This window comes from Brevundimonas phoenicis (genome assembly GCF_047237745.1).
GTDB lineage: Bacteria > Pseudomonadota > Alphaproteobacteria > Caulobacterales > Caulobacteraceae > Brevundimonas.
The window spans coordinates 744,980-771,232 of the sequence record NZ_JBDFLN010000001.1 but is presented as its reverse complement, the minus strand read 5'-3'; the positions used below and the strand labels follow the sequence as shown (position 1 = coordinate 771,232).

The 26,253-nt window shown below is 68.4% G+C and carries 34 protein-coding genes; 18 read left to right on the top strand and 16 right to left on the bottom strand.

Going from position 1 to position 26,253, the window contains the following annotated elements:
* Window position 1: 1 nt before the first annotated feature.
* From ABC419_RS03825 to hppD, 5 genes are all read right to left on the bottom strand, one after another.
* Window positions 2–301, bottom strand: a complete 300-nt coding sequence (locus ABC419_RS03825) for a hypothetical protein (protein WP_125900458.1) — start codon at window positions 299–301, stop codon at window positions 2–4.
* On the bottom strand, window positions 292–762 hold the full coding sequence (locus ABC419_RS03820; protein WP_412876310.1) for a methyltransferase family protein: 471 nt from the start codon (window positions 760–762) through the stop codon (window positions 292–294). The genes ABC419_RS03825 and ABC419_RS03820 overlap by 10 nt, the downstream gene beginning before the upstream one ends.
* Entirely contained in the window at window positions 759–1,127 is a 369-nt protein-coding gene (locus tag ABC419_RS03815) for a cupin domain-containing protein (protein WP_412876311.1), read from the bottom strand. The genes ABC419_RS03820 and ABC419_RS03815 overlap by 4 nt, the downstream gene beginning before the upstream one ends.
* Window positions 1,124–2,206 (bottom strand): isoaspartyl peptidase/L-asparaginase family protein, encoded by a 1,083-nt coding sequence (locus tag ABC419_RS03810; protein ID WP_412876312.1) that lies wholly within the window; start codon window positions 2,204–2,206, stop codon window positions 1,124–1,126. Before ABC419_RS03810 ends, ABC419_RS03815 begins: the two co-directional genes overlap by 4 nt.
* A 333-nt stretch (window positions 2,207–2,539) precedes the next feature.
* Complete coding sequence (gene hppD, locus ABC419_RS03805; RefSeq protein WP_125900453.1) at window positions 2,540–3,625, bottom strand: 4-hydroxyphenylpyruvate dioxygenase; 1,086 nt, start codon at window positions 3,623–3,625, stop codon at window positions 2,540–2,542.
* Window positions 3,626–3,849: 224 nt separating this feature from the next.
* On the opposite strand from hppD, the gene ABC419_RS03800 reads away from it, so the two are divergent.
* The 3 genes from ABC419_RS03800 to ABC419_RS03790 are packed head-to-tail and all read left to right on the top strand — an operon-like array spanning window position 3,850 to window position 5,629.
* Window positions 3,850–4,431: a YqaA family protein gene (locus ABC419_RS03800; RefSeq protein ID WP_412876313.1), complete on the top strand. Its 582-nt coding sequence runs from the start codon at window positions 3,850–3,852 to the stop codon at window positions 4,429–4,431.
* Window positions 4,432–4,486: 55 nt separating this feature from the next.
* Window positions 4,487–5,026, top strand: coding sequence for a disulfide bond formation protein B (locus tag ABC419_RS03795; RefSeq protein WP_125900451.1), 540 nt, complete (start codon window positions 4,487–4,489; stop codon window positions 5,024–5,026).
* A gap of 12 nt (window positions 5,027–5,038) precedes the next feature.
* Window positions 5,039–5,629, top strand: coding sequence for a demethoxyubiquinone hydroxylase family protein (locus ABC419_RS03790; RefSeq protein ID WP_412876314.1), 591 nt, complete (start codon window positions 5,039–5,041; stop codon window positions 5,627–5,629).
* Between the two features lie 34 nt (window positions 5,630–5,663).
* Here ABC419_RS03790 and ABC419_RS03785 read toward each other — a convergent pair whose 3' ends face one another.
* Together ABC419_RS03785 and ABC419_RS03780 are read right to left on the bottom strand one after the other, a co-directional pair.
* Complete coding sequence (locus tag ABC419_RS03785) at window positions 5,664–6,206, bottom strand: FKBP-type peptidyl-prolyl cis-trans isomerase (protein WP_125900449.1); 543 nt, start codon at window positions 6,204–6,206, stop codon at window positions 5,664–5,666.
* Entirely contained in the window at window positions 6,187–7,389 is a 1,203-nt protein-coding gene (locus ABC419_RS03780) for a threonine ammonia-lyase (RefSeq protein WP_412876315.1), read from the bottom strand. Before ABC419_RS03780 ends, ABC419_RS03785 begins: the two co-directional genes overlap by 20 nt.
* A gap of 153 nt (window positions 7,390–7,542) precedes the next feature.
* Between ABC419_RS03780 and ABC419_RS03775 the strand changes: the two genes are divergently transcribed.
* The 5 genes from ABC419_RS03775 (at window position 7,543) to ABC419_RS03755 (ending at window position 10,945) form a co-directional block, all read left to right on the top strand.
* Window positions 7,543–8,079: a hypothetical protein gene (locus ABC419_RS03775; RefSeq protein ID WP_125900447.1), complete on the top strand. Its 537-nt coding sequence runs from the start codon at window positions 7,543–7,545 to the stop codon at window positions 8,077–8,079.
* 101 nt (window positions 8,080–8,180) lie between these two features.
* Window positions 8,181–8,411, top strand: a complete 231-nt coding sequence (locus tag ABC419_RS03770; RefSeq protein WP_125900446.1) for a hypothetical protein — start codon at window positions 8,181–8,183, stop codon at window positions 8,409–8,411.
* A gap of 115 nt (window positions 8,412–8,526) precedes the next feature.
* Window positions 8,527–8,688 (top strand): hypothetical protein, encoded by a 162-nt coding sequence (locus tag ABC419_RS03765; protein WP_412876316.1) that lies wholly within the window; start codon window positions 8,527–8,529, stop codon window positions 8,686–8,688.
* Between the two features lie 11 nt (window positions 8,689–8,699).
* Window positions 8,700–9,839: an ABC transporter substrate-binding protein gene (locus ABC419_RS03760; RefSeq protein ID WP_412876317.1), complete on the top strand. Its 1,140-nt coding sequence runs from the start codon at window positions 8,700–8,702 to the stop codon at window positions 9,837–9,839.
* Between the two features lie 35 nt (window positions 9,840–9,874).
* Window positions 9,875–10,945 (top strand): YncE family protein, encoded by a 1,071-nt coding sequence (locus ABC419_RS03755; RefSeq protein ID WP_412876318.1) that lies wholly within the window; start codon window positions 9,875–9,877, stop codon window positions 10,943–10,945.
* A gap of 87 nt (window positions 10,946–11,032) precedes the next feature.
* On the opposite strand, the gene ABC419_RS03750 is transcribed toward ABC419_RS03755, so the two are convergent.
* Together ABC419_RS03750 and ABC419_RS03745 are read right to left on the bottom strand one after the other, a co-directional pair.
* Window positions 11,033–11,821 carry an ABC transporter ATP-binding protein gene (locus tag ABC419_RS03750; RefSeq protein WP_412876319.1) on the bottom strand — a complete coding sequence of 263 codons (789 nt, stop codon included), beginning with the start codon at window positions 11,819–11,821 and terminating at the stop codon, window positions 11,033–11,035.
* Window positions 11,818–12,906 (bottom strand): FecCD family ABC transporter permease, encoded by a 1,089-nt coding sequence (locus ABC419_RS03745; RefSeq protein WP_412876320.1) that lies wholly within the window; start codon window positions 12,904–12,906, stop codon window positions 11,818–11,820. The genes ABC419_RS03750 and ABC419_RS03745 overlap by 4 nt, the downstream gene beginning before the upstream one ends.
* 60 nt (window positions 12,907–12,966) lie before the next feature.
* Here ABC419_RS03745 and ABC419_RS03740 point away from each other — a divergent pair, with 60 nt between their 5' ends.
* The 6 genes from ABC419_RS03740 (at window position 12,967) to truA (ending at window position 16,781) form a co-directional block, all read left to right on the top strand.
* Entirely contained in the window at window positions 12,967–13,734 is a 768-nt protein-coding gene (locus ABC419_RS03740) for an alpha/beta hydrolase (RefSeq protein ID WP_412876321.1), read from the top strand.
* 81 nt (window positions 13,735–13,815) lie between these two features.
* Window positions 13,816–14,220, top strand: a complete 405-nt coding sequence (locus ABC419_RS03735) for an acyl-CoA thioesterase (protein WP_200166429.1) — start codon at window positions 13,816–13,818, stop codon at window positions 14,218–14,220.
* A gap of 73 nt (window positions 14,221–14,293) precedes the next feature.
* Window positions 14,294–14,866, top strand: a complete 573-nt coding sequence (gene def / locus ABC419_RS03730; RefSeq protein WP_292058087.1) for a peptide deformylase — start codon at window positions 14,294–14,296, stop codon at window positions 14,864–14,866.
* Complete coding sequence (locus ABC419_RS03725) at window positions 14,866–15,081, top strand: hypothetical protein (RefSeq protein ID WP_125900438.1); 216 nt, start codon at window positions 14,866–14,868, stop codon at window positions 15,079–15,081. Before def ends, ABC419_RS03725 begins: the two co-directional genes overlap by 1 nt.
* A gap of 27 nt (window positions 15,082–15,108) precedes the next feature.
* Window positions 15,109–16,032, top strand: coding sequence for a methionyl-tRNA formyltransferase (fmt, locus tag ABC419_RS03720; protein ID WP_412876322.1), 924 nt, complete (start codon window positions 15,109–15,111; stop codon window positions 16,030–16,032).
* Complete coding sequence (gene truA / locus ABC419_RS03715; RefSeq protein ID WP_412876323.1) at window positions 16,032–16,781, top strand: tRNA pseudouridine(38-40) synthase TruA; 750 nt, start codon at window positions 16,032–16,034, stop codon at window positions 16,779–16,781. Before fmt ends, truA begins: the two co-directional genes overlap by 1 nt.
* A gap of 9 nt (window positions 16,782–16,790) precedes the next feature.
* Here the strand turns inward: truA and ABC419_RS03710 are convergent, their stop codons facing one another.
* Window positions 16,791–17,195, bottom strand: a complete 405-nt coding sequence (locus ABC419_RS03710; protein ID WP_412876324.1) for a YidB family protein — start codon at window positions 17,193–17,195, stop codon at window positions 16,791–16,793.
* A 97-nt stretch (window positions 17,196–17,292) separates the two neighbouring features.
* Window positions 17,293–17,430 (bottom strand): entericidin A/B family lipoprotein, encoded by a 138-nt coding sequence (locus ABC419_RS03705; protein WP_087140513.1) that lies wholly within the window; start codon window positions 17,428–17,430, stop codon window positions 17,293–17,295.
* A gap of 96 nt (window positions 17,431–17,526) precedes the next feature.
* Here ABC419_RS03705 and ABC419_RS03700 point away from each other — a divergent pair, with 96 nt between their 5' ends.
* The 4 genes from ABC419_RS03700 (at window position 17,527) to rplS (ending at window position 22,433) form a co-directional block, all read left to right on the top strand.
* Window positions 17,527–19,191: a thiamine pyrophosphate-binding protein gene (locus tag ABC419_RS03700; protein ID WP_412876325.1), complete on the top strand. Its 1,665-nt coding sequence runs from the start codon at window positions 17,527–17,529 to the stop codon at window positions 19,189–19,191.
* Between the two features lie 88 nt (window positions 19,192–19,279).
* Window positions 19,280–21,118, top strand: a complete 1,839-nt coding sequence (locus ABC419_RS03695) for a DUF885 domain-containing protein (RefSeq protein WP_412876326.1) — start codon at window positions 19,280–19,282, stop codon at window positions 21,116–21,118.
* Window positions 21,119–21,289: 171 nt separating this feature from the next.
* Window positions 21,290–22,000 carry a tRNA (guanosine(37)-N1)-methyltransferase TrmD gene (gene trmD, locus ABC419_RS03690; protein WP_303705396.1) on the top strand — a complete coding sequence of 237 codons (711 nt, stop codon included), beginning with the start codon at window positions 21,290–21,292 and terminating at the stop codon, window positions 21,998–22,000.
* A gap of 16 nt (window positions 22,001–22,016) precedes the next feature.
* The gene (gene rplS, locus ABC419_RS03685; RefSeq protein WP_125900431.1) at window positions 22,017–22,433 is read left to right on the top strand and encodes a 50S ribosomal protein L19; all 417 of its coding nucleotides are present in this window, start codon (window positions 22,017–22,019) and stop codon (window positions 22,431–22,433) included.
* A gap of 154 nt (window positions 22,434–22,587) precedes the next feature.
* On the opposite strand, the gene ABC419_RS03680 is transcribed toward rplS, so the two are convergent.
* From ABC419_RS03680 to ABC419_RS03660, 5 genes are all read right to left on the bottom strand, one after another.
* Window positions 22,588–23,058: a PA2169 family four-helix-bundle protein gene (locus tag ABC419_RS03680; protein ID WP_412876327.1), complete on the bottom strand. Its 471-nt coding sequence runs from the start codon at window positions 23,056–23,058 to the stop codon at window positions 22,588–22,590.
* Between the two features lie 59 nt (window positions 23,059–23,117).
* Window positions 23,118–23,960, bottom strand: a complete 843-nt coding sequence (locus ABC419_RS03675; protein ID WP_234287603.1) for a tryptophan 2,3-dioxygenase — start codon at window positions 23,958–23,960, stop codon at window positions 23,118–23,120.
* A gap of 58 nt (window positions 23,961–24,018) precedes the next feature.
* Complete coding sequence (locus tag ABC419_RS03670; RefSeq protein ID WP_200166413.1) at window positions 24,019–24,549, bottom strand: CHAP domain-containing protein; 531 nt, start codon at window positions 24,547–24,549, stop codon at window positions 24,019–24,021.
* Between the two features lie 32 nt (window positions 24,550–24,581).
* Window positions 24,582–25,715, bottom strand: a complete 1,134-nt coding sequence (locus ABC419_RS03665; RefSeq protein ID WP_412876328.1) for an acyltransferase family protein — start codon at window positions 25,713–25,715, stop codon at window positions 24,582–24,584.
* A gap of 82 nt (window positions 25,716–25,797) precedes the next feature.
* Entirely contained in the window at window positions 25,798–26,250 is a 453-nt protein-coding gene (locus tag ABC419_RS03660; protein ID WP_412876329.1) for a COG3650 family protein, read from the bottom strand.
* Window positions 26,251–26,253 lie beyond the last annotated feature (3 nt).

Here is a 26,253-nt window from a genome sequence, read left to right as displayed (position 1 = left end):
TTCAGCGCGTTTCGACGCCCGGCGGACTGATGACGGCGCGAGCCTCGGCCCCGGTGCGTTTGGCTGGGTCGCGCACCTCGACCTCGACGATGATCGCGCCGGCGGGTTCATGCGCCCACAAGTAGCGGCGCTCGACCTCGACTTCGCGGCCGGACGGAGCCATGCCCTCATAGGTATCGCCCCAGGGGGTGACGGCCTTCAGCTCGACCCAACGCAGGGCGCAGGCGGCGTCCAGCTCCTCCAACGCCATTTCGGACAGTTCGTCGGCGTGGGGCGCGGGGGTTTCAGGGCTCACAGCCATCGACGGACCTTCTGGCGATAGGCGTCGTATTCGGCGCCGAAACGGGCGGAAAGATAGCGTTCCTCGCGGGCGATGACGAAGCGATCGACCACGATCAGGCAGGGGAGCAGCAGACCGAGGGCGATCGGGCTGTCCATGGCGATCGCCAGCCCCAGATAGGTAATGGCGAAGCCCAGATAGATGGGGTTGCGGCTGAAGCGGTAGAGGCCGCCCGTGGCCAGGACCGTCGTCGGCTTCCACGGCTCGGGCGGGGTGCCCAGACGACGGAAATAGCCGGCCGCAGCTCCGTCCAGAAACAGGCCGCCGAGAATCAACGCCAGGGCCGCACCGCGCCGAACCTCGGTCGCCAGACTCAGCGACGGCTCGACCAGCCACTGGCCCAGCCCCCAGCCGCCCAGCAGGAAGGCGAAATAGATCACGGGCGGCGGAACGATGACGCCGGAATGGTCGCCCTTGCTCATATCGCCTGCCCCATCGGCGCCGTGAAATCGGAGGTCGGAGCGTCGCCCGTGTTTACGACCTCGGACGGCTCGAAAATCATCACCTCGGCCTCCTCGTCGGCGGCGGTGCGGTGTTCGACGCCGCGCGGGACGACGATGAACTGGCCTGGCTCCAGCGTCTCGATCCGGTCGCGGAACTCGACCCGGAACCGGCCTTTCCAGACCAGGAACATCTCATCCGCCTCGACATGGCTATGCCAGGGGAAAATCCCCTGCACCTTGACCAGTCGCACGTCCTGACCGTTCAGCTGCGCCGCGACGCGCGGCCGCCAGTGATCGGAGAAGGCCGCGAACTTCTGTTCGAGATCGACGACCTCGCCGCTCATCGTCCGGCTTCGTCGCCGTAGATGGCGACGCGTGCGGGCGAGGTCGAGGAGACGGCGCCGCGATACATGCCCGAGGTGTTCATCGAGAAGGCGTGCACGCCGTCCTTGCCCATGACGATGACGCCGCCGTCCCCGCCGATGGTCCCGACCTCGGCGATTTCCGCGTCGGCGGCGGCCTGGACGGTCGCGCCTTCGGCGGTGCGGCGGCAGATGTCGCGCGCGACGGTGGCGCGGATGAAATACTCGCCCGTGCCGGTGGCCGAGACGGCGCAGCCGTCGGCGTTCGAGGCGTAGGTGCCTGCGCCGATGATCGGCACGTCGCCGACCCGGCCCCAGCGCTTGGCCGTGGTGCCGCCGGTCGAGGTTCCGGCGGCCAGGCGGCCCTGGCTGTCGACAGCCACGGCGCCGACGGTGCCGAACTTGCGCTCGTCCAGCGGGGCTTCATGAAGATTGAAGGCCAGCGGCGCCGCCGGACCCAGGCGGGTCGGTTCGGCCGGGGCGCCTTCCGGGCGCGGGGGCAGGGGCTCACCCCGGTCGCGCAGCGCCTTCAGCAGGGCCTGCCAGCGGCTTTCGGTGAAGAAGAAGGACGGCGCCACCTCCTCCAGCCCGGCCGAGCGGGCGAAGGTTTCGGCGCCTTCGCCGATCAGCATGACGTGGGGCGACTTCTCCATCACCGCGCGGGCGGCGGCGATCGGGTGGCGCGTGCGGGTCAGGCCCGCGACGGCCCCGGCGTTCAGGTCCGTCCCGTCCATGACGGCGGCGTCCAGTTCGTTCTTCCCGGCCGAGGTGAAGACGGCGCCGCGCCCGGCGTTGAACAGGGGGTTCTCCTCCATCACCTCGATGGCGGCCTGAACGGCGTCCAGCGACGAGCCGCCGCGCGCCAGCACGGCCGATCCGGCGTCCAGCGCGGCCTGCAGGCCCGCGCGATAGGCGGCGTCGCGTTCCGGGCTGAGCTGGGCGCGCTCGATCACGCCCGCGCCGCCGTGGATGGCCAGCGACCATTGCGGCGCATCCTGAGCGAGAGCCGACGAGGCCAGCAGGACGGCGGCCGCTGCGGCGGCGAAGGCGATGGATTTCATTTCAAGCTCCCCATTATTTTCTCCTCCCCATGACATGGGGGGGTGGATCGTCGGCGACGGCCGACGAGACGGAGGGGCGGCTTGGTTTTACCGTCGCAAGGCCCCTCCACCACTTCGTGGTCCCCCTCCCCACGCAGTGGGGAGGAAAGCCTCAACGGTGGTGTAGTCGCTTCCAGATGCGGTAGGCCACGATGGGCGCGAAACCGCAGATGAGGGCGATCAAGAGAATTCCCAGAATCCGCCCTCCGGCCATCGGTTTGAGACCGTGCCTGCCGCCAAGCCCGCGAACGCGGGCCCGAGCCAGGGCAGCCAGTGCGGAGGCCGAAACCGCATTCAGGCGTCGACCTTGATGACGCCGCGACGGATCTGGTCCAGCTCGATCGAATCGAACAGGGCCTGGAAGTTGCCGTTGCCGAAGCCTTCATTGCCCTTGCGCTGGATGATCTCGAAGAAAATCGGCCCGAAGGTGTCCTGGGTGAAGATCTGCAGCAGCAGGCCCTCCTCGTCCGAACCGTCGATCAGGATGCGGTTCTTGCGCATCCGCTCGACGTCCTCGCCGTGACCCGGCAGGCGTTTGTCGATCAGTTCGAAATAGGTCTCGATGGTGTCCTGGAAGTCGACGCCGCGTTCGCGCATGGCCTCGACCGTCTCGAAGATGTTCTCGGTCGTCAGGGCGATGTGCTGGATGCCTTCGCCGTTGTAGCGACGGATGAATTCCTCGATCTGGGAATTCTCGTCCTGGCTTTCGTTCAGCGGGATGCGGATGGCGCGGTCGGGCGCGATCATGGCCTGGGAGAACAGGCCGGTCGCCTTGCCCTTGATGTCGAAATACTTCTGCTCTTCGAAGTTGAACACCGAGCTGTAGAAGCCCGACCAGGTGCGCATCTCGCCGCGACGGACGTTGTGGGTCAGGTGGTCCAGGATTTCGAGGCCCATGGAATTCTTGCGCTCGGCCTCTTCCCAGCCCTCGATCTCGTCCCAGGCGTCATACAGGGAGCCGGTCTCGCCGTACTGGTCGACGACGTAGAGCAGGCTGCCGCCGATGCCCTGCAGCACATAGGGATAGTCGCCGGCCAGGGCGCCGCCGTTCACGCCTTCGGCCTTGCGGGCGCCGCGCGCCAGCGCGCCTTCATAGGCGGCCTTGGCGTCGGCGACGCGGAAGGCCATGCCGTTGGCCGAGGGGCCGTGATCCTTGGCGAAGTCCGCCGCTTGGCCGGCGGGCGTGCGGTGGACCAGCATGGTGATGTCGCCCTGCTTCAGGCGCACCACGCCGTTGGCCGGGTTCACATGGGTGGGGGTGAAACCCATCAGCTCCAGGCGCGAGATCATCGCCTCGGGCTCGGGGCCGGTGAATTCGACGAACTCGAAACCGTCGACGCCGAGGGGGTTTTCCTGGTCGAGTTTGGCGGCATCCTGCATGGCGCGTCTCCTCTCTCTTTTGGTTTGACGCGGCTCAGGCCTGCATGGCGCGGCCGCTGATTGGGGCGGAACCTACTGGCGGGGCGGTGTCGGGCGCAAGGCGGCTGTGGACTGAAACGGCACACGTTCCGGTGTCGCAGGCGATCGTTCGCCTCTCGCGCCGTTTCGTCTGGCCTGCTATCGGGCGAGGGACGAGAGGCGGGGGCCTCGATCGGGACGCCTGAATGCTTCGCAAGCTCTACGACTGGGTCTTCTCTCTGGCCCGCCACCGTCACGCCACGCGCTCGTTGGCCGTCGTTTCCTTCGCCGAAAGCTCCTTCTTCCCGATTCCGCCCGACGTCATGCTGGCCCCCATGGTGCTGGCCAAGCCGGAACGCGCCTATTTCTACGCCACGGTCTGCACCATCGCCTCGGTGCTGGGCGGGATCCTGGGCTACGCCATCGGTTACTGGCTGGAGCCGGTCGGCATGTGGATGCTGGCCCTGCTGGGCAAGGCCGACACCTTCGAGGCGTCCAAGGCCCTGTTCCAGCAGCACGGCGCCTGGGTCATCCTGATCAAGGGGCTGACGCCCATCCCCTTCAAGCTGATCACCATCGCCTCGGGCATCTTCCAGTTCAATCTGGCGCTGTTCATCGCCCTATGCGTGCTGACGCGCGGCGCCCGCTTCTTCCTTGTGGCCTTCGTGCTCAAGCGCTGGGGGCCGCCCATGCTGGCGATCGTCGAGAAGCGGCTGGCCCTGTTCACCGCGCTGTTCCTGGCGCTGCTGGTCGGCGCCTTCTTTATGGTCAAGCTGATCGGTCACTGATCGACGCCGGTCCCCGCTCAGTTTATGAGAGGCGCCTGGTTCCTGTGAGGCGCAGATGAGCGCGATCTACAAATTGCTGACCCGCTGGTGGACGGCCTTCGCCCTGACCGCCGCCCTGGCCATGCTGGGCGCGGCCCACGCGTTCGAGCGGTTCGGCGGCCTGGCGCCCTGCAACCTGTGCCTGAAGCAACGCGAGGTTTACTGGGCCGCCGTCGCCATCGCCGGGGCCGCCACCTTCTGGGCCCTGTTCAGCCGGGCCAGCCGGGGCACGCCGCGCATCGCCTCCTTCCTGCTGGCGGCGATCTTCCTGACCGGGGCGATCACGGCGGGCTATCACGCCGGGGGCGAGCTGAAGTGGTGGGCCTTGCCCGCCACCTGCATGGCCGCGCCGAGCACCACCATCGACCTGTCGGCGCTGACGGCCCTCGTCGACGGCACGGGCGGAAGCACGGGCTTCGTCTCCTGCGGCGACATTCCGTGGAGCTTCGCCGGCCTGTCGATGGCGGGCTGGAACTTTGTGATCTCCCTGGCGCTGGCTATCTTCAGCCTGCTGGCGGCGAAACGTCCCAAGGACGCCCGCGCGCCGAGGAGCTAGGATAGAGGCGTCATGACCCAATCAGCCGAAGCCGTCTCCGCCGCCCGCCGCATTCCCCTGGCTCGCCCCGGCGTGGGGCAGGACAAGGAGCGCCTGGCCGAGATGCTGCGCGTCGACCACGCGGGCGAGTTCGCCGCCGTCCACATCTACCGCGCCCAGCGCGCCGTGCTGGAGGGCCGCAAGGGCAAGGACGCCATCGCCGCCGACCTGACCGAGATGGAGGGACACGAGGCCGTCCACCTGGCCCGGTTCGAAACCCTGCTGAATGAGAACCGGGTGCGCCCCACGGCCATGATCCCGCTGTGGAAGCTGGCGGCGACGGCCCTGGGCGCCGGGACGGCCCTGATCTCGGAAAAGGCCGCCCATGCCTGCACCGAGGCGGTCGAGAGCGTCATCGAGAAACACTACGCCGACCAGATCGAGGAAATCCGCGACCGCGATCCCGAACTGGCCGCCGAACTGACCAAGTTCCGCGAAGAGGAACTGGCCCACCACGACCACGCCATCGAGCACGGCAGCCGCGAGGCCCCCGCCTACCGCCTGCTCAGCAGCGTCATCAAGGTCGGCTGCAAGGCCGCCATCAAGATCAGCGAACGCATTTAAAGCCCTTCTCCCCCTGCGGGAGAAGGAAGACGCTTTACCCCATCGCCGAGCCGACGCCGCGCCCGCCGCCGGGGACCGGCGCAACGTCCAGCAGCTTCAGGCGGAACACCAGCACGGCGTTGCCCGGAATCATCGGCGGGCCGCCCATCTCGCCGTAGCCCAGCTCGGGCGGCAGGAAGAGAATCCACTCGTCGCCGGGCTTCATCAACTGCAGGGCCTCCGTCCAACCGGGCACCACGCCCTCGGGCGAGAAGACCGCCGGGGCGCCGCGCTTGAACGAGCTGTCGAACACCGTGCCGTCGGTCAGCGTGCCTTCATAATCGACCCTGACCAGGTCGTTGCGATCGGGGCTGACGCCGCCCGCCGGACCGGAGGCCACGACCTTGTACTGCAGGCCGGACGGCAGGGTCTGCACCCCCTCTTCCGAGGCGTTCTTCTTCATGTAGGCGGCTGATTCCGCCGCATTCTTCGCCAGGTCTTCAGGCGCGGCGGCGGGACGGCCGCAAGCGGCGAGAGCCAGAAGGGCGGTCGCGGCCATAGCGGCGCCGAGGGGGCGCTTAGCCCATGCGAAGTTCATAACCCTGGTCCTTCAAGGCGGCGCCGATTTCCTCGGCATGACGGGCGTCGCGGGTCTCGACCATGATGTCGAACTCGGCGCCCTTGGCGGGCACGTCCAGCGCCAGCCGGTTGTGCACCACGTCGATGATGTTGCCGCCCAGCCCGCCGATCACGGCGGCCATGGCCGACAGCATGCCGGGGCGGTCGTCGCCCAGAATGCGATAGACGATCAGCCGCTTCTCGCGGACCATTTCACGGTTCAGCACCACGGCCAGCATGCGGGCGTCGATGTTGCCGCCGGTCAGCTCGACGCCGATCTTCATGCCCTTGAAGCGTTCCGGGTTGGCCAGGATGGCGGCCAGGCCGCCGGCCCCGGCGCCCTCGGCCACCGTCTTCTCCAGCGTCGCCAGCAGGGCCACGCCCTTTTCGAAGTCGGCCTCTTCGCAGACGAAGACCTCGTCGATCAGGCTGTCGGCCAGGGCGAAGGGAATCTCGCCCACGGCCTTGATGGCGATGCCCTCGGCGATGGTCTGCCCGCTGCATTTGGCCGGTTCGCCGCGACGGCGCGCGGTGAAGGACGGATAGCGGGCGGCCTCGACGCCGAAGATCTTGATGCCCGGCTTCATCGCCTTGGCGGCGATGGCGCTGCCGGCGATCAGGCCGCCGCCGCCGATGGGGATGATCAGGGCGTCCAGATCGGGCGCGTCCTCGACGAACTCCAGACCGCAGACCCCCTGCCCCGCAACGATGCCTTCGTCGTCGAAGGCCGAGACGAAGACATAGCCGTGCTCGGCCTTCAGCCGCTTGGCCTCCTCGGTCGAGGCTGAGAAGTCAAGGCCGTGGATGACCACATCAGCGCCGTGGGCGCGGGTGCCGTCCACCTTCACGAAAGGCGTGCCCTCGGGCATGACGATGGTCACGGGCACGCCCAGACGGCCGCCGTGATAGGCCAGGGCCTGGGCGTGGTTGCCCGCCGAGGCGGCGACGACGCCGCGCTTCATCTCGTCCGGCGTCAGCTGCAACAGCCGGTTCAGGGCGCCGCGCTCCTTGAAGCTGCCGGTGAAATGCAGATTGTCGAACTTGATCCAGATCTCCGCCCCGGTCAGCTGCGACAAGCGGCGGGAATAGCGGACGGGCGTGCGGTCGACCTGGCCGGCGATACGTTGTTGCGCCGCCCGGATGTCGTCGATGGTGACGGTCATGAAATCCCTGAATTCACTTCGGCCGGCCTCTGTCGTCCGGTCTCCGACGCCTCTTGTGGAGCAGGCCGCGACGCCGGGCAACCTTGACTCGCCCCTGCGACGGGGGTCATGCCGAAACTCGCCTGATCCGAGAAAGCCGGGAGCCGACCCACGATGACCGACCGCCCCTCGAACGCGCGCCGTTCGCGCCTGACCGCCCTGGCCGCCGCAGCGGCCGCCGGCCTGACCCTGGCCGCCTGCGCCACAACGCCGATGGGCGGCGGAACGAGCGGTCCGGCCGAGTTCAGCGCCGACGACTTCACCTGGTCGACGCGCTCCGGCCAAGCCTCGATCAACGGCCGCGTCGCCTTCGCCCAGGACGGCCGCAGCTTCAACTGCGTCGGCAATGTGGGCCTGATCCCCGACACCCCCTACACCCGCGCCCGGATGCAGCGCCTGTACGGCTCGACCGACCGCGCCGCCGTGCCCGCCGCCGTAGTGCGCGCCCGCTCGGCAGGAGAACAGGGCGCCGACTACCGCTCGTTCGAGCGCGCCGAAGCGTGCGCCGACGGCGCCTTCAGCTTCAGCGGTCTGCCGGACGGCAGCTGGTTCCTGATCTCTCCGGTCAAGGCGGGAGACGACATCATGGTGGTGATGCGCCGAGTCCAGACGCGCGGCGGTCGAGCGATCAACGTCAACCTTGGCAGTTGACTTCGCTGTAGTTTTGTAGAAGCCGAGCGCCGTTCGCCATCCTTTGGCCTCATGTGGCCGCTCTCTGAACGGTCCGTCACAGGACAGTCGAGAGCGTATTCTTGTCTCAGCATAACATCGTGGGCTCCGAGGCCTTCAGCAATCAGCCCTATGTGCTGGTCCGCAACGTCAGGCCGGGAGGGTTTCGCCGCCGCCGTTCGCGCGCCGTGACGGCCTATGTCGTCGTAGCGGTTCTGGCCCTGTCGGCCGGCGCCGCCGTGGCGGCTTTCGCCATGGGGCCCTTCATGGTGCAGGAACCGCCTGCGGCGCTGCAGGCCACGCCCGCCGCCTAACCTCTTTTCGATGCCCCCGGGCGTCTTTCGTCAGCTTGTCCGATACACCGCGCTTGCAAGTGCGAGTGATTATTACTACCCACCATCCTCACGATCTGAGGACGGAGCGACCAGCTTGAAGACCGGCGCCGCCAGCATATTGGCCTCGTTCGCGGCCACCCGCGTCCTTGCGACGCATCCCTGCCTCCGTCTGAAAAGCAAGACGCCGCATGCCGTCGATTGCGGCTTCCAAAGCGATGGGCGTCGCTATTGGATGGGCATGAGCTGGGACTTGTGAGGATGGGGCTGATGGCCGATTTCAACCTGGGACGTCGGGCCCTGCTGCTGGGCGCCGCCGCCCTAATAGCGACCGGGGCCGCCGCCTGCACGCGCCGCGACCAGGCCGCACCGACCTCCCTGCTGACCGACCTGCGCGACCGGCCGCTGGCGATCACCCCGCCGGTGACGAAGCTGTCGATCGACGACAGCCGCTTCCTGATCGCCCTGTCGCTGATCCATCCCGATCCGGTCAGCCTGCTGGCCGCATGGGCGGGCGATGTGAATCGCCTCAGCCCGGACATCTACGCCGCCTATCTTGAGAAAACCCCGGCGCTGGCGACCCTGCCCAAGACGCCGAGTTCGGCCGCCGCCTTCAACGTCGAGGCGGTGCTGGGCGCCCAGCCGCAGGTGGCCCTGGTGTCGCTGGATTCCGGCCCGACCGACGCCCAGACCGCCCAGTTGGAGCAGGCGGGCGTGCGCGTCGCCTATGTCGACTTCTTCCAGCACCCGTTCCAGAACCAGCCGCGCAGCCTGAGCCTGCTGGGGTCCATGATCGGCCGCGAGGAACAGGCCGAGGCCTACAATGCCTTACGCGCCGCCCGGTTGAAGATCATCTCCGACCGCGTGGCCGGACTGAAGGACGAGCAGAAGCCGACCGTCTTCCTGGAAGCTCACGCGGGCAACGGGCCGGATTGCTGCAACTCGGTCGGGGCCGGGAACATCGGCGACTATCTGACCTTCGTCGGCGCCCGCAACATCGGCGCCGAGGTGCTGAAACAGCCGTCGGGCAAGCTGAACCTGGAGTTCGTGGTCGAGCGCGATCCCGACATCTACATCGCCACCGGCGGCCCGCATCTGGAGAAGACCGGCGGCTTCGTCGTCGGCCCGAAATACGATGCCGAGACCTCGCGCGCTTCGTTGCGCCGCGTGGCCGGGCGGCGCGGCCTGTCGACCCTGAAGGCGGTGCGCGAGGGCAAGGTGCACGGCCTGTCGCACCAGCTGATCAACTCGCCCATCGACATCGTCGCCACCGAGGTGCTGGCCAAGTGGATCCAGCCCGAACTGTTCGCCGATCTGGACCCGCGCGCGACGCTGGACACGATCAACAAGGACTTCCTGGCCGTCCCCTATCGCGGGGACTACTGGACCGACCTGGTCCCGGCCGCCTGATTTCATCTCTTTAAGCGCATTTCCGGAGAACCGTCATGATCACCCTTCGCAACGGCATTCTGACCGCCGCCGCCTTCGCCGCCCTGGCGATGGCGTCGACCGCCTCGGCCCAGACGATCGAGAAGACCGTCAAGGTCGCCCCCGGCGGCCTGTACGAGATCGTCTTCAACCCGGCCGACAACGACCTCTATGTCGCCGCCGTCGGCCCGCGCGGCGCCAACCAGGCCCAGATCGTGCGCCTGCAAGGCCAGACGCTGGAGCCGGAATCCTCGGTCGACGTCTCGGCCAATCCGCTGTTCGGCCTGAACCTGAACACCCGCACCCAGGTGCTGTACGGCACCGACACGCGCGCGGGCGTCATCACGGCCATCAACGCCCGCACGGGCGCCGTGATCGCGACCATCCGCAACGGCGACGAAGAAGGCGCCCACGTCCGCCAGGTCGTCGTCGATGAGGCGAACAACAAGGTCTATGTCAGCGTGGTCGGCGGCGAGGCGGGCGACGCCTCCAAGCCGAACCTGATCTGGGTCATCGACGGCGCGACCAACACGGTCGAACGCACCATCACCGCCACGGTCGGCGGCCTGACCGGTGCGGCGCTCGATCCCTCGACGAACCGCCTCTACGTCACGGGCATGAGCAGCAATGAAGTCGCCGCCATCGACCTGGCCACCGGCGAGACGGTCGGCAAATGGCCGTCGCACGGCGACTCGACCATCAACGTCGCCGTCGATTCCGAAGGCCGCCGTCTGTTCGTCGCCAACCAGAAGTCGGGCGAGCTGACGGTGCTGAACGCCGACACCGGCGCCCTGATCCACAAGGTCGCCACCGGCGCGGGCGCCCTGAGCGTCGCCTACAACGGCGCGGTCAAGCAGATCTACGTCGCCAACCGTCAGGCGGGCACGGTGACGGTGCTGGATTCGGACACCTATGCGGTGAAGGCGAACCTGGAGACGGGCACCTTCCCCCAGACCATCGCCATCGATCGCGCGACCAACGCCGTCTACGTCTCGAATAAGGCTCGCGGCCTGCCGCGCGGAGCCCCGGCCGGCACGCCGGTCCCGGTCGACCCGACCGGCGACGTGGTGACGCTGATCCGTCCCTGATCCCGATCAGGACCGCACAAGGAAAGGCCCGGCCGCAGATGCAGCCGGGCCTTTTTCTTGGCTTGAAGAGATTGGCGGCCGAGGCGCTCAGTCCGTCAGCACGTCGTCGATCATGACCTGCAGCACGCCGCGATCGCAGCGCTGGACGCGGGCCGAGACGCGGTAGACCTCGGCCAGAATTTCGGGCGTGACGGCTTCGTCGGGCGCTCCGAAGGCGACCAGCCGCCCCTTGGCCATGACGGCGATCCGATCCGATACACGCGCCGCCGCCTGCAGGTCATGCAGCACGATCATCACCGTCATGCCCCGCTCGGCCGCCGCCTCGCGCGCCAGGTCCAGCACCCGCAACTGATAGTGCAGGTCCAGCGCGCTGGTCGGTTCGTCCAGCAGCAGCAGGCGCGGCTCGCGCGCCAGGGCCTGGGCCAGGCCCGCCAACTGCTTCTGACCGCCCGACAGCCGGTCCAGACGCTGCCCGGCCAGAGCCTCGGCGCCGATGCGCTGCAGCACCTCATAGGCGCGCTCGACGGCCTGCCTGTCGGTGAAGCTGGCGCCGCCCAGAGGCGTGGCGCGGATCGAGGCCACCACGGTCTCCAGCACCGTCAGGGCCACGCCCTGCGGCAGGGTCTGGGGCATGTAGGTGACGCGCTTGGCCCGATCGGCCAGCGACAGTCCGGTCAGTTCGGTCTCGTCCAGCCGGATCGCGCCCTTGGCCGGGATCAGACCCGCCAGGGCCCGCAGGAAGGTGCTCTTGCCCGCGCCGTTCGGGCCGACCACGGACACTACCTCGCCGGGGCTGAGCGGCGGCAGGCTGAGGCCCTTGACGATGGGGCGACCGCCGTAATCGGCGCTGAGGTTCTGGATATCCAGCCCAGTCATGCGCGTCCCCCGTTGCGGAAGATCAGCACCAGGAAGACCGGCACCCCGATCACGGCGGTGACGATGCCGACCGGCATCAACACGCCCGGCACGATGATCTTCGACGCCGCCGAGGCCAGCGACATGATGACGGCCCCGGACAGGATGCTGGCCGGCAGGAAGAAGCGGTGATCCTCGCCCACCAGCAGGCGGGCGATGTGCGGTCCGACCAGACCGATGAAGCCGATGGCGCCGACGAAGGCCACGGCCGTCGCCGACAGCAGGCTGACCCGCAGCAGGGACAGGAAGCGCAGGCGCTTCACGTCGACGCCGAAGCTCATGGCCCGGTCCTCGCCGAGGCGCAGCGCCGTCAGGCCGCGCGAGGACAGCAGGGAGAAGGGCGCGACCGCCGCCAGGACTACGCCCAGAGCCGCGACATTGCCCCAGGTGGCGCGCGACAGCGACCCCATGGTCCAGAACACCAGCTGCTGCAGCGCCTCGGCCGACGACAGGAACTGCACTAGGGCCGTCAGGGCGTTGAAGGCGAAGACCAGGGCGATGCCGAACAAGACGATGTTCTCGACCCCCGACCCCTTCATCCGCGCCAGGGCCTGAAGCGCCAGCACCGAGCCGAAGGCGAAAACGAAGGCGTTCAGCGGCACCAGCCAGTCGGCGCCGATGAAGCCGGCCCCCACGCCCAGCACGATGGCCAGCGACGCGCCGAACGAGGCGGCAGACGACACCCCAAGGGTGAAGGGGCTGGCCAAGGGATTGTTCAGCACCGTCTGCATCTCAGCGCCCGCCAGGGCCAGGGCCGCGCCGACCATCATCGCCATCAGGGCGTAAGGCAGGCGCACCTGCCAGACGATGGCCTGCTGGGCCGTGGACAGGCTGGCCGGGTCGAACACGCCCTGAATCACGGCCAGGGGCGAGATCGACGACGGCCCCGTCACCACGTCCAGCAGCAGGCTGCATACGGCCAGAACCGCCAGCCCGCCGATGGCGAGAAATCGCAGCCGCACGTCGCGTCCATAGGCCTGAATTGCATCGGGCGTCACGCCGGATGTCGCTTCGGGCGCGGAACGTTCAAGACTCGCCAACAGCACACTCCATTCAGCGACTGCGTCGCAATACATCTCGGGGCCGAGATGGGCTAGGGTGAAGCCATGGATTCCGCCTCTTGCGTCTTTTCGCCCTCCGCGCCGCCCCTGTCCGGCGGGTGCCGCGCCCTGAGTCTGTCCGCCGATGGCGAGGCGCCCGGCCTGACCCTGTGGCTGAGCGCGCCCGAGGGCGAGCCGCCCGCTCAGGGTTGGCCCCTGCTGATCGTGCTGGAGGGCGAGGCCTATTTCACCGCCGCCGCCGAGGCCGCGCATCGCCTGGCCCGCCGCCCGCAAAAGACGCGCGTAGGGCCGATGATGGTGCTGGGCGTCGCCTTGGCGCCCGACGCCGAACGTCTGGGCGCCTTCGCCTTCGTTTCCGGCGCCGACAAGGGCGGGCGAACCATGGAGGCGCGCGGGCCCGACCTGCTGCGCCGACTGGTCGCAGGCGTCCTGCCGCTGGCGATCCGGCATGGAGCCGATCCGGCGCGCGCCGCCCTGATGGGCCACTCGATGTCCGGCCAGTTCGTATTGGAGGCGCGCGCCCGCTCGGCCCCCTTCGCCCGCTTCGTCGCCGTCAGCCCGTCGATCTGGTGGAACCCCGCCGTCATCGAAACCCAGCCGCCACAGCGCCGCAGCGACCTGTTCCTGGCCGTCGGCGCCGAAGAAGAGGCCCCCGGCCTGCCCGGCCCGCATTTGGCGCGACGCATGGTCTCCAACCTGCGCGATCTGGCGGCGACCACCGGCGCGGCCCTGACCATACTGGCCGACGAGGACCACGGGTCGGCTCCGTTCGCCAGCCTGCCCGCCATCCTGCGTTTCGCCGCGCGCCCCTGAAAGAAGCCGCAACAAACTTGCGACCTGACGGCCAAGGGCGCATGAAATCCACCCTCCTCTTCGCCTGATCGAGAAATCGCCGTGTCCGACGACAAGCCCATCGCCACCCTGCCTGAAGGCCAGCCCGTCGGCCGCGTCATCGCCATGCCCGCCGACACCAACCCCGAGGGCGACATCTTCGGCGGCTGGCTGCTGGCGCAGATGGACCTGGCCGGGGCGACCCCGGCGTTCGAGCGCGCGGGCGGCCGCTGCGCCACCGTGGCCCTGGACGGCATGGTCTTCCACCAGCCGGTGTCGGTCGGCGACGAGGTGTCGATCTACGCCAAGATCATCCGCACGGGCCGCACGTCGATCCGCGTCCATGTCGAGGCGTGGAAGCGTGCTCGCGGCCAGGCCGAGGCCCAGTCGGTCCGCGTGACCGAGGGCGTCTTCACCTATGTGGCCATCGACCAGGACCGCAAGCCGCGCGAAGTGCCGTCCGCCTGAAGCCGGCCGAGAAGTCCGAGCGCCACGGTCGGAAATTCTTGACGTTCGGGGGCGGCGGCCCTACCTCCCCCGCATGGCCATTCGTCGTATCCTGACTATCGATAACGCCGCCGATCTGGCGATCCTGAAGACCGTCGCAGCGCCCGTCGAGGGCGGCGTCACCGACGCCGTGCGCGCCCTCATGGATGACATGCTGGAGACGATGTACGACGCGCCGGGCATCGGCCTGGCCGCGCCGCAGGTCGGCGAGCTGACCCGCGTGGTCGTCATGGACCTGGGCGACAAACCGGTCGAGGGCGCCGCTGACGAGCCGCAGACCGAGGAAGAGGCGCTGGAGCGCCGCAACCCGCGCTTCTTCGTCAACCCGGAAATCCTGTGGTCGTCTGAGGAGATGTTCTCCTATGAGGAAGGCTGCCTGTCGATCCCGACCTATTACGACGCGGTCGAGCGTCCGGCGCGCGTGCGCGTGCGCTACATGAACTATCAGGGCGAGACGATCGAGGAAGAGATCGAGGGCCTGTACGCCGTCTGCTTCCAGCACGAACTGGATCACCTGAACGGCGTCCTGTTCATCGACCACCTGTCGCGCCTGCGTCGCGACCGGGCGGTCTCCAAGGTCAAGAAACACGCGAGGATGGCCGCCTGATGGCTCGCAAGACCCGCATCATCGACCAGCGCGGCCGTCGCCGCCTGACCCGCAACGAAAAGGTCGGCGTCGCCAGCATCGCGACCCTGCTGGCCGTCGCAGCCGTCGGCGTGGTGGCGGGCGTGGTCATCGACCGCCTGCTCGATTTCGACGACGCTCTGGACGCGGGCGGCGAGTGGGACGAGGGCGGCGGCGTCTATACCCGCTGGATGTAATCGACCTCACGGTCTAAAGGCCTGCCCATGCGCCTAGCCTTCATGGGAACCCCCGACTTCGCCGTGCCGTCCCTGGCCGAGCTGATCGCCTCGGGGCACGAGATCGTCGCCGTCTATTCGCAACCGCCGCGCCCCAAGGGCCGGGGTCAGAAGCTGACGCCGTCGCCGGTTCACGCCTTCGCCGAGGCCATGGGCCTGCCGGTCTTCACGCCCGAGAGCATGAAGGCGCAGGAGGCTATCGACGTCTTCAAGAGCCTGGACCTCGACGCCGCCTGCGTCGTCGCCTACGGCCAGATCCTTAAGCCCGAAGTGCTGGAGGCGCCGCGTCTGGGCTGCTTCAACCTGCACGGGTCTCTGCTGCCGCGCTGGCGCGGGGCCGCCCCGATCCAGCGCGCTATCATGGCCGGGGACCGCCAGACCGGCGCCCAGATCATGCGGATGAGCGAGGGCCTGGACGAAGGCGCCATCATCCTGTCCGAACTGATGGACATCCACGCCGACGACACCGCCGCCTCCCTAGGCGACCGCATGGCCCATGTCGGCGCCGCCCTGTGGCCCCGCGCCCTGGCCGCCATCGAGCGCGGCGGCTTCACCGAGACGGAGCAAGCCGGCGAGCCGACCTACGCCAGGAAGATCACTTCGGCCGAAGCCCGCATCGATTGGACCCGCCCCGCCGCAGAGGTGGACGCCCACATCCGCGGCCTGTCGCCCTTCCCCGGCGCCTGGTTCGAGGTCGAGGTCGACGGCGAACCCGTCCGCATCAAGGCCCTGATGTCGGTTCTGGCCGAAGGACAAGGAACGCCCGGCCAAGTCCTGGACGAGGCTCTGACTGTGGCTTGCGGAACCGGCGCTGTGCGCCTGGCCCGCGTCCAGCGCCCCGGCAAGGCGGCGCAGTCGGCGCAAGAGATGCTGCGTGGCTATCCCATCCCCGCTGGAACCGTGCTGGGCTGATGCCCCGGTATCGTTTCTCTGTCGAATATGACGGTTCGGCCTACAACGGCTTTCAGGCTCAGCCCGGCCAGCCAACCGTGCAGGGCGCCATCGAGGCGGCGATCACCGCCTTCAGCGGCCAGAGCGTGCGGATCGCCGCCGCCGGGCGCACGGACACAGGAGTCCACGCCACGGGCCAGACCTGCCATGTCGATCTGGAGCGCGACTGGCCCGCGCAGACGGTGATGAACGCCCTGAACGCCCATCTGATGAATGAGGCGGTGGCGGTGCTGGACTGCACGCCGGTCAGCGACGACTGGCACGCCCGCTTCACCGCCAACGGCCGCAAATACCTGTATCGCATCCTCAACCGGCCCGGCCGCCCGGCGCTGGACCGAGGCCGGGTCTGGCACGTCAAGAAGCCGCTCGACGCCGAGGCCATGCACGCGGCGGCGCAGGCCCTGATCGGCCTGCACGACTTCACCACCTTCCGCGACGCCGCTTGTCAGGCGGCCAGTCCGGTCAAGACGCTGGACGTGGCCCGCGTCGCCAGAGTCGGCGAAGAGGTGCATCTGGTGTTCGAGGCGCGCAGCTTCCTGCATCGGCAGGTGCGCTCGATGGCGGGCAGCATCGCCGAGGTCGGCCTGGGCCGCTGGAGCCCCGCCGACCTGGCCGATGCGCTCGAAGCCAAGGACCGCGCGCGGTGCGGCCCGGTGGCGCCGTCAGACGGGCTTTATCTGACCGGCGTCACCTATGAGGCCGAGGCCTAGCGCCAAGCCTTAACGCTTGAACAGACCGCCCAGCGCGCCGCCCAGGCCGCCCGGCAGATTGTCCAGCAGGCCGCCCAACATGTCGTCAGCGCCATCGGCGTTGCCGCCCGGCGTCAGGCGATCGACGGCTTCCGGCAGCAGGCCCGCCAGGGTCTCGCTGGCCTGTTCCGGGGAAATGCCCAGCTTCTGGGCGAAGTCGGCGATCGGGCCCGAGCCGATGACGGCGGCGATCTGTTCCGGCGAGATCGCGGCGTTGCCGCCCTTGCCGATCCACGAGGCCGCCACGTCGCCCAGGCCGTTCTGGCCGAACTTTTCGGCCAGGCCCGCCACGCCGCCCTGCCCCTTGAGCAGGTCGGCCAGGCCGCTGGCGGCGTCATCGCCGAGGCCGCCCAGGATATTGTCCAGAAGTCCCATCTCATTCCTCCGATTGCGCCGTCAGAATGACGGACTTCGTCTGTGGATTTGTGGCGAAAACGCAAAACAAGGCAACGCCACCGCGTCGCCGTCAGTTTCAGCTCTTGGCGCGCTCCGAGCCCGAGGTGACGGCCTGGCCGACCGCCGAGACGTCACGGCCCACGCCGGCGACGGTGTTGCAGGCGGCGGTGGTCAGGGCGGCGGCGATGACGCCGAGAACGATGAGCTTGCGCATGATGAAATCCCCGTGGATCGATTTGACGCTTCAACGTGAAGCTTGACCATAAGGTTGCATGGCCAATTCATCCTTCAATCTGCTAACGGCGAAAGCATGACGCAAGCTTCCGGAACCGCCGCCCGCCGTTTGGTCGAAACCCTGGTGATGAACGGGGTCGACAAGGTCTTCTGCGTGCCCGGCGAGAGCTATCTCGCCGTGCTCGACGCCCTGGCCGACGTCCAGGACAAGATCGAGGTCATCGTCTGCCGCCACGAGGCTGGCGCCGCCAACATGGCCGAGGCTTACGGCAAGCTGACCGGACGCCCCGGCGTCTGCATGGTCACGCGAGGACCGGGCGCGACCCACGCCTCGATCGGCGTGCATACGGCGCATCAGGATTCGACGCCGATGATCCTGTTCGTCGGCCAGATCGCCCTGACCGACCGCGGCCGCGGCGCCTTCCAGGAAGTCGACTATCGCGAGGTCTTCGGCGGTCTGGCCAAATGGGCGACCGAGATCGAGAGCCCGGAGCGCACGGTGGAAGTCGTCGAGCGCGCCTTCGCCACGGCCCAGCAGGGCCGCATGGGCCCGGTAGTCGTCGCCCTGCCCGAGAACATTCTGCACGAGGACGGCGGCCCCTCGCCGATCCGTCCCGTCATCCCGGCCAAGGCGGCGCTGGACCCGGCCTTCGTCGAACAGGTGCGCGAGCGCCTGTCGCGCGCCGAACGCCCCATGCTGATCCTGGGCGGCTCCGGCTGGAGCGATGAGGCGACCGACGCGATCTCCGGCTGGGCCGAGCGCCTGGGCCTGCCGGTCGCCCTGTCCTTCCGCCGCAAGGATCTGATCCGCAACGACCACCCCGGCTATGCCGGCGACCTCGGCCTGGGCCCCAATCCCAAGCTGGTGGCGCGGGTCAAGGACGCCGACCTGCTGCTGGTGATCGGCGCGCGCATGGGCGAGAATCCGACCCAGGGCTACACCCTGCTGGACCGGACGAAGACGGCCGAAACCCTGATCCACGTCCATCCGGGGCCGGAAGAGCTGGGCCGCGTCTGGGCGCCCGCCCTGTCGGCGGCGGCGGACAATTCGCTGGCGGCCCTGGCGCTGTCAGCCATCGATCCGGGGCGCGTCTGGACCGAACAGGGCGCAACGGCCCATGCCGACTTCCTCGCCTTCTCCTCGCCCATCGAGGTCAAGAGCGCGGTCAATATGAGCGAGGTCATCGCCCATCTGGCGCAGGCCCTGCCCGAGAACGCCATCCTGACCAACGGCGCGGGGAACTTCGCCGCCTGGCTGCACCGCTTCCACCGCCATCAGGCCCGCCGCACCCAGCTGGCCCCGACCTCGGGCGCCATGGGCTACGGCTATCCGGCGGCGCTGGGGGCCAAGGCGGTCCATCCGTCGCGCGAAGTGGTCTGCATCGCCGGCGACGGCGACTTCATGATGAGCGCCAATGAGATGGCCACCGCCGCCCAGTACGGGCTGGGCGTCATTGTCGTGGTCGTGGACAATGGAACCTTCGGCACCATCCGCATGCACCAGGAGCGGGAATACCCGACCCGCGTCATCGCCACCGAGTTGAAGAACCCCGACTTCGTGAAGTTCGCCGAAGCCTTCGGCGCCTTCGCCGTGCGCTGCGAGACGGCCGGCGACTTCCCGGCGGCCCTGGCGGCCGCGCGCGAGGCGGCGGCAGGCGGGCGCCCGGCGCTGGTGCACCTGATCACCGACGCCGAACAGATCGCGCCGGGCCGTACGATCACCGACCTGCGCGGCGGCTGATCGCAACAGACCCCTGGCCGCCGCAGCTTGCCTGCGGCGGCGCTTCGGGGAAGAGTGCCGCCCTTATTGTACCGAGGGGGTCTTTCTCATGCGTCGTCTTCTGATTTCATCCGCCGCCGTGCTGGCGCTCTGCGCCGCCGCGCCCGCTGTCATGGCCGAGGGGGCCGCGCCGGCCGCAGCAACCGTTCAGGCCCAGAGCGAGGACGCCCGGCTCAACGCCTTCTTCGAACAGGCCTTCGAGGCGCGCGTGGCGCTGAGCCCCCAGCGCATGACCTCGCTGGGCCGCAAGACCGACTATGACAAGCTGGACGACGTCTCCGACGCCGCCGCCGAACGCTCGCTGGCCCTGCAGGAAGCTCAGCTGGCCCAGATGAAGGCCCAGTTCGATCCGACCAAGCTGAGCGAGCAGAGCCGCCTGTCCTGGCGCCTGTTCGAACACGGGGTGCAGCAGGCCCGCCTGTCGAACCAGTGGCGCGACTGGGGCTTCCAGTTCGCCGCCAACGGCAACCCGACCACCAGCCTGCCGGTCTTTCTCATCAACAACCACCGCATCGGCAGCGTTTCGGACGCCGAGGCCTATGTCGCCCGCCTGAACGCCGCCGAGCGCTACATGGGCCAGGTGGCCGACACCCTGACGGCGCGCGCCGGCAAGGGCGTGGTCTCGCCGCGCTTCGTGTTCGAGCCCTCGATCGACAACACCCGCGCGGTGATCGCCGGCGCCCCGTTCGACGGCGGCGCCGACAACCCGGTCTGGGCCGACTTCCAGAAGAAGATCGCCGCCCTGGACGCCGATCAGGCGACCAAGGACCGCTTGCTGGCCTCGGCCCGCACGGCCCTGACCGGCCCCTACAAGCGCGGCTTCGACACGGTTCTGGCGGCGCTCGGCCAGGTGCAGACCCAGGCCGACAGCGACGCGGGCGTGTGGCGCCTGCCGCAGGGCGAGGCCTATTACAACGCGCGCCTGCAGATCTCGACCACCACCGACCTGACCGCCGACCAGATCCACCAGATCGGCCTGGACGAGGTCGCCCGCATCCAGCGCGACATGGAGACGATCAAGACCCAGGTCGGCTTCACCGGCTCGCTGCAGGACTTCTTCGCCTTCCTGAAGACGGACCCGCAGTTCCAGTATCCGAACACGCCGGAGGGCAAGGAAGCCTATCTGACCGACGCCCGCGCCTTCGTGGCCCAGGTCATGGCCGTGGCGCCGCAGTGGTTCTCCAACCTGCCCAAGGCCCCGCTGGAGGTCCGTGCGGTCGAACCCTTCCGCGAAGCGACCGCCTCGATCGCCTTCTACAACTCGCCCGCGCCCGACGGCTCGCGCCCCGGGATCTACTACGTCAACCTGTCGGACATGACCCAGGTGCTGAAGCCCCAGATCGAGGGCATCAGCTATCACGAGGGCGCGCCGGGCCACCACTTCCAGATCGCCTATGCGCAGGAGATGGAGCACCTGCCCAGCTTCCGCCGCTTCGGCGGCTACGGCGCCTATTCCGAAGGCTGGGGCCTGTATTCCGAACGCCTGGGCAAGGAGATGGGCTTCTATCAGGATCCCTATTCCGACTTCGGCCGCCTCTCGACCGAGCTGTGGCGCGCGGTGCGTCTGGTGACCGACACCGGCCTGCACGCCAAGCGCTGGAGCCGCGAGCAGGCGATGGACTACTTCCGCCACAACTCCCTGCTGTCCGAGCGCGACATCCAGAAGGAGGTCGAGCGCTACATCACCAACCCCGGCCAGGCGACCAGCTACAAGATCGGCGAGCTGAAGATCGAGGAGCTGCGCGCCAAGGCCGAGACGGCGCTGGGCGACCGCTTCGACATCAAGGACTTCCACACCGTGGTCCTGGGTTCGGGCGCCGTGCCGCTGGACGTTCTGGGCGACCTGGTCGACGCCTGGATCGCCAAGGGCGGCGGCGCGCCCAACTAAGTCTTCCTTCTCCCCTCCGGGGGAGAAGGTGGGCGCCGGAGGCGCTCGGATGAGGGGGAGGCTTCAGCGCACGCGCGGCTGACCTCTCGCCTTCATCCGCCCGCCCCCTCATCCGTCATGCTGACGCATGACACCTTCTCCCCCGAGGGGAGAAGGGCTAGGAGGCTGCCCATGCCCTTTACCGCCACCGTCCTGACCATGTTCCCCGAGGCCTTTCCCGGACCGCTGGGGGTGTCGCTGATCGGCACCGCCTGGCGCGAGAAGGGGTTGTGGGACTTGCAGACGCTGGACATTCGCGCGTTTTCCGAAGATAAGCGCGGCTTCCTGGACGACACCCCTGCGGGCGGCGGTCCCGGTCAGGTGCTTAAAGCGGACGTGGTGGCCAGGGCTCTCGACAGCCTGGAAGGTCCATCCCGGCCGCTTTTGTACATGAGCGCACGCGGTCGGCCCCTGACGCAGGCGCGAGTGACGGAATGGGCCAAGGCCGACGGAATCGTCGTCCTGTGCGGCCGTTTCGAGGGGGTGGATCAGCGGGTGCTCGACGCCCGGGGGTTCGAGGAGGTCTCCGTCGGGGACGCGGTGCTCGCCGGCGGCGAGGCGGCGGCCATGGTGGCGATCGAGGCGTGCGTCCGGTTGGTTCCGGGGGTTCTGGGTGCGGCGGAAAGCCTGTCCACCGAGAGCTTCGAGGACGACCTGCTTGAGCATCCGCAGTACACTAGGCCGCGGACGTTCGAGGGCCACGACATCCCGGAAGTCCTGTTGTCAGGCGATCACAAGAAGATCGCCAAATGGCGTCAGGAGCAAAGGGAAAAGACCACGCGGGAGCGGCGCCCGGATCTCTGGGAGCGGCATCTCGCCAACTTACAGCTAAAGAGCAAATAAGCTCCGGAGAGACACTATGAACATCGTCCAGCAGCTCGCTGCCGAAGAAAAAGCCCGCCTGCTCGAAGGCAAGACCATCCCCGACTTCCAGCCCGGCGACACCCTGCGCGTCAACGTGCGCATCAAGGAAGGCGAGCGCGAACGCATCCAGGCGTTCGAAGGCGTCTGCATCGCCCGTGACGGCGGCGGCGTCAACGAGACCTTCACGGTCCGCAAGATTTCGTTCGGTGAAGGCGTGGAGCGTCGCTTCCCGATCCTGTCGCCGAACGTCGAGTCCATCGAAGTGAAGCGCCGCGGCGTCGTTCGTCGCGCCAAGCTGTATTACCTGCGCGACCGTCGCGGTAAGTCGGCCCGTATCGCCGAGCGCCAGACGGCCCGCAAGGTCGCTGTCCCGGCCACCGGCACGGCCGAAAAGGCCGGCGACGAGGCCTGATTTCAGGCTTCGGCTCCGCGCTGAAGATCAAGAGCCCCGGCGGAAACGCCGGGGCTTTTTTGTTGGGCGATCTTTAAGTGCGCTATCGCTCGCCGCGCGGCGGCTCGCTGCTTGAGCGCCCTTTCCCTCCCCTTCAAGAGGAGGGAGAGACACGCTAGCTTCCCGCAGCGCCCCCTCGAACATCGAGGCTGTGCTTCAAGGCGCTGAGCTGGTCGTGGCCGGCGCGGACTTCGCCATAGGCGCGGCGGACGGTCTCCTTGGTCGTGGCCGACAGCTCGCTGTCGGCCAACGCCCGCTCGAAACGCGCCTTCAACTGGTCCTCGCCGCCCTCGACCGTGTCGATCACCGAAGCGTCGTTGCGCAGCAAAGCGTGCTTCACGTCCATAAAGGCGCGCTGCGCCTTGGCCAGGATCGAGCCGTCCTCCTCGGGCGATCCGCCGCGTTCACGCACGGCCGCCTTGAACTCCTCGGCCAGCCGGCGGCGCTCGGCCGCTCGCGCCTCGAACCAGGTGCGATAGGCGGCGTCGGCGGTTTCGACCGCCGCTTCATGATAGCCGTCGGCGCTGTCGATCAGCCCCTCGACCAAACCGTTGAGGGTCTTGATGTCGTGGCTGTTGCCTGCCATCGGAAACCTCCGTTGCTGCTCAAGAGAGAAACCCCTGCCAGCGGCGAAGGTTTCCAGCGTCACAGCTTGGTGCGCAGAGACCACAGCTCGGGGAAGCAGCGGCGCTTCAGCGTCTCGACCAGATAGCCGACGCCGTCGGTGCCGCCCGTGCCCTGACGACGGCCGATAATGCGCTCGACCGTGACCACATGCTTGTGCCGCCACGTCAGCAGGGCGTCGTCCAGATCGACCAGCTTTTCGGCCAGTTGGTACAGGGGCCACCAGCGTTCGGTGTCGCGATAGACCTCCAGCCAGGCGGCCTCGACACCCTCGTTCGCCTCATAGGACTGGCTGACGTCGCGGTTGAGTACGGCCTCTGGCACCGGCAGGCCCGCCTTGGCCAGCTGGCGCAGGGCGTCGTCGTAGAGGCTGGGCGATTCCAGGGCCGCCTGCAGCGCCGCATGGGCGTCCGGGCGTTCGGCGTGGAAGCGCAGGAAGCGCGGGTCTTTCAGGCCCAGCATGGTCTCCAGACGACGGAACTGGTCGCTCTGGAAGCCCGAACTGGCGCCCAGGTCGCCGCGGAACTTCAGATAGTCGGCGGGCGTCATGGTGGCCAGGATGTCCCAGCTCTGGGTCATCACCGACTGGATGCGGCTGACGCGAGCCAGGCTCTTGTAGGCGGGCACCAGATCGCCCGCGCGCACCAGCGTCTGCGCCAGCGCCACCTCGTGCAGGATCTGCTTGAGCCACAGTTCCTTGGTCTGGTGGATGATGACGAACAGCATCTCGTCATGCTGGTCGGAGCGCGGTTTCTGGGCGGACAGGATGTCGTCGAGCGCCAGATAGCCGGCGTAGGTCACGCCCTGCGGCTCATGCTTGGCCGTCTCGATAGCGTGTCCGCGAATGTCGTTTGCTTCGGTCATACGCCAGCTATCGCCCGATCAGCCGGGCGGGGCCAGACCCTTTTTCGACGCGGGAAGCCTAGTTGGCGGCGCGGTCTTCGGCGACGGCGTTGGCGGCCATCTGGCGGCCGTTGGCGAAGGCGTCGCGGGCGCCGTTATAGATGAAGCCGTAGGTCGGATAGACGGTCGTGCCCAGATCGTTGATCGGATTGTACCAGACCTTCACCCGGCTCCAGTCGCCCGAGGACGAGACGTCGACGACGGTGACGTTTTCCTCGACCTTGCCGCGGCTGCCGCCCCAGTTGGCGTGGGTGACGCGGATCACGCGGTCGGTCAGGACGTCGGAAACGACGGCGACGTGGCCGGCGCTCATGCGGCCGTGGGGCTGGAACACCAGCACCGAGCCGGTCTCAGGCGCGTCGCCGGTGCGGAACTTGCTGACGGCCTGACGCCACCAGGTCCAGGCGTCGCCGAAGATCTGAATGCCCGAGAACATGCGCGCGAAGGTCACGCACTGCCAGTAGGGATCGCCGGCCTGGGCCGGGGTCGTGGTGAAGGCGAAAAAGCCTAGGCTTGCCGCAAGGGCGGCGGCTGTGAGCCGTTTCATCATCTGGCGTGCTCCCGACTGAACGCGGACAAGCCTTAGACGATAGGGTCAGAATGTTGAAGAACTGTTTCCGACTGTTTCCCCGGCTGATCCACAGATGATCGCCGCCTCGCCGCCCATCCGCGCAGGAAACGACGGGCTGGGCGCTCGATCAGTTGATGAACAATCGCGGCCGCGACAATCAAGCCCGCGATGATCGCCAGCCACAATACGAGCGGAAGCTGCTTGTCTTCCGTCCCGGTCAGGCGCGCCGCGACATTGACCGCCAGGATCTGCCACGGGGCGCACAGCATATAGACCGCATAGCTGATCTCGCCGAGATAGACTGCGGGCGCGGAGCCCAGCACGCCCGCCTTGTTCGCCGGAATGCTGGCCAGGGCCAGGATCAGCAGGCCGCCGGACAGAACGGTGATCCCGTCCCAGCTCATCAGCGAGGCGCTGAGCGCCGTTACGACCGCCGCCGCCAGAGCCAGCAGGCCCGCGCGCGGCAAGGGCGCCCGGCGATAGACCAGGTAAAGGGCGCAGCCGTAGGCGAAGCAGGGCACGATCCGCAGCGCCCCCCACTTGAACGTCGCCTCGGTCAGGCGATAGCCGGCGACGCGCTCAAACCCGACGTAGAGGGCGACCAGCAGCAGGGCGGCCGCCCCCGTCGCCAGCCACGGTCGGTTCCGCAACTTCCACGCTGCGGCGGCGAAGACGGGGAAGGTCAGATAGGCGAACCACTCGGCCGAGATCGACCAGGACGGGTGGTTCCATCCCGCCTCGCCCGCAAAGCCCCAGGCGTGGACCATCAGCAGGTTGGGCAGCAGCGTCTTCCAGCTGAGGATGCCGGCGTCGATCGCCATGCCCGCCGCCGTCGCCGCCAACCCCAGAGCCATGACGCCGAACAGGGTGAACAGGTGCAGCGGATAGACCCGCGCGATGCGCGCCCACAGGAAGCCCTTGTAGCCGAAGCGCTTCTCGCCGAACGCCTGCAGATAGACGTGGCTGAGGATGAAGCCCGACAGGACGAAGAAGAGCTCGACCCCCAGGTAGCCCTTGGCGGCCAGGGCGGGCATGCCGCCGACCGCCAGGTTGGGCCACATCAGATAGACCACGACCCACAGGGCCGCGAGGAACCTGAGCGAAGTCAGGGGACGGATGTCGATCGGCGTCGCTACGGGCGTCATGGGACCATCCTGGCCTGTGAACCGACCGGGGACAGCCCGGCCGCATAACAGCGCTCAATGCAAGCCGGGCGCCAGCTTCGCCTTATTCTACGCGGCCGCTCTCCCCGGCCCTCTCGATGGCGGCCGTGGCGGCGGCGCAGCCGGTCAGGGTCTCGTCGCCGATCTCGACCTTGGCGGTCAGGGGATAGGTGCGGTCGCTCATGCCGTCCGAGCAGTCCGTCGCCGTCAGGGTGACGGTCAGATCCGTCCCGGCCTCGGTCTTGGCGGTCCAACTGGCGACCGTGCCCTGCAGGCTCGGGCCGGGGTTGGCGGCCTTCTGCTCGGCCCGGTCGACGCCGGAATAGGTCAGGCCGTCCGGCTTGATCTCCACCGCCCAGAAGGGCTCGGTTCCCAGCACGCGCACCGGCTGATCCAGATCGACGCCCGCCAGGGCGCGCGGCTCGGCCTTGGCGGGCTCGGGCGTCTTTTCAGCGGGCTGCGAACAGGCGGCCAAGGCCAGGGAGAGGGCGGCGGCGGAGAGGAGGGCGACGCGCATGGC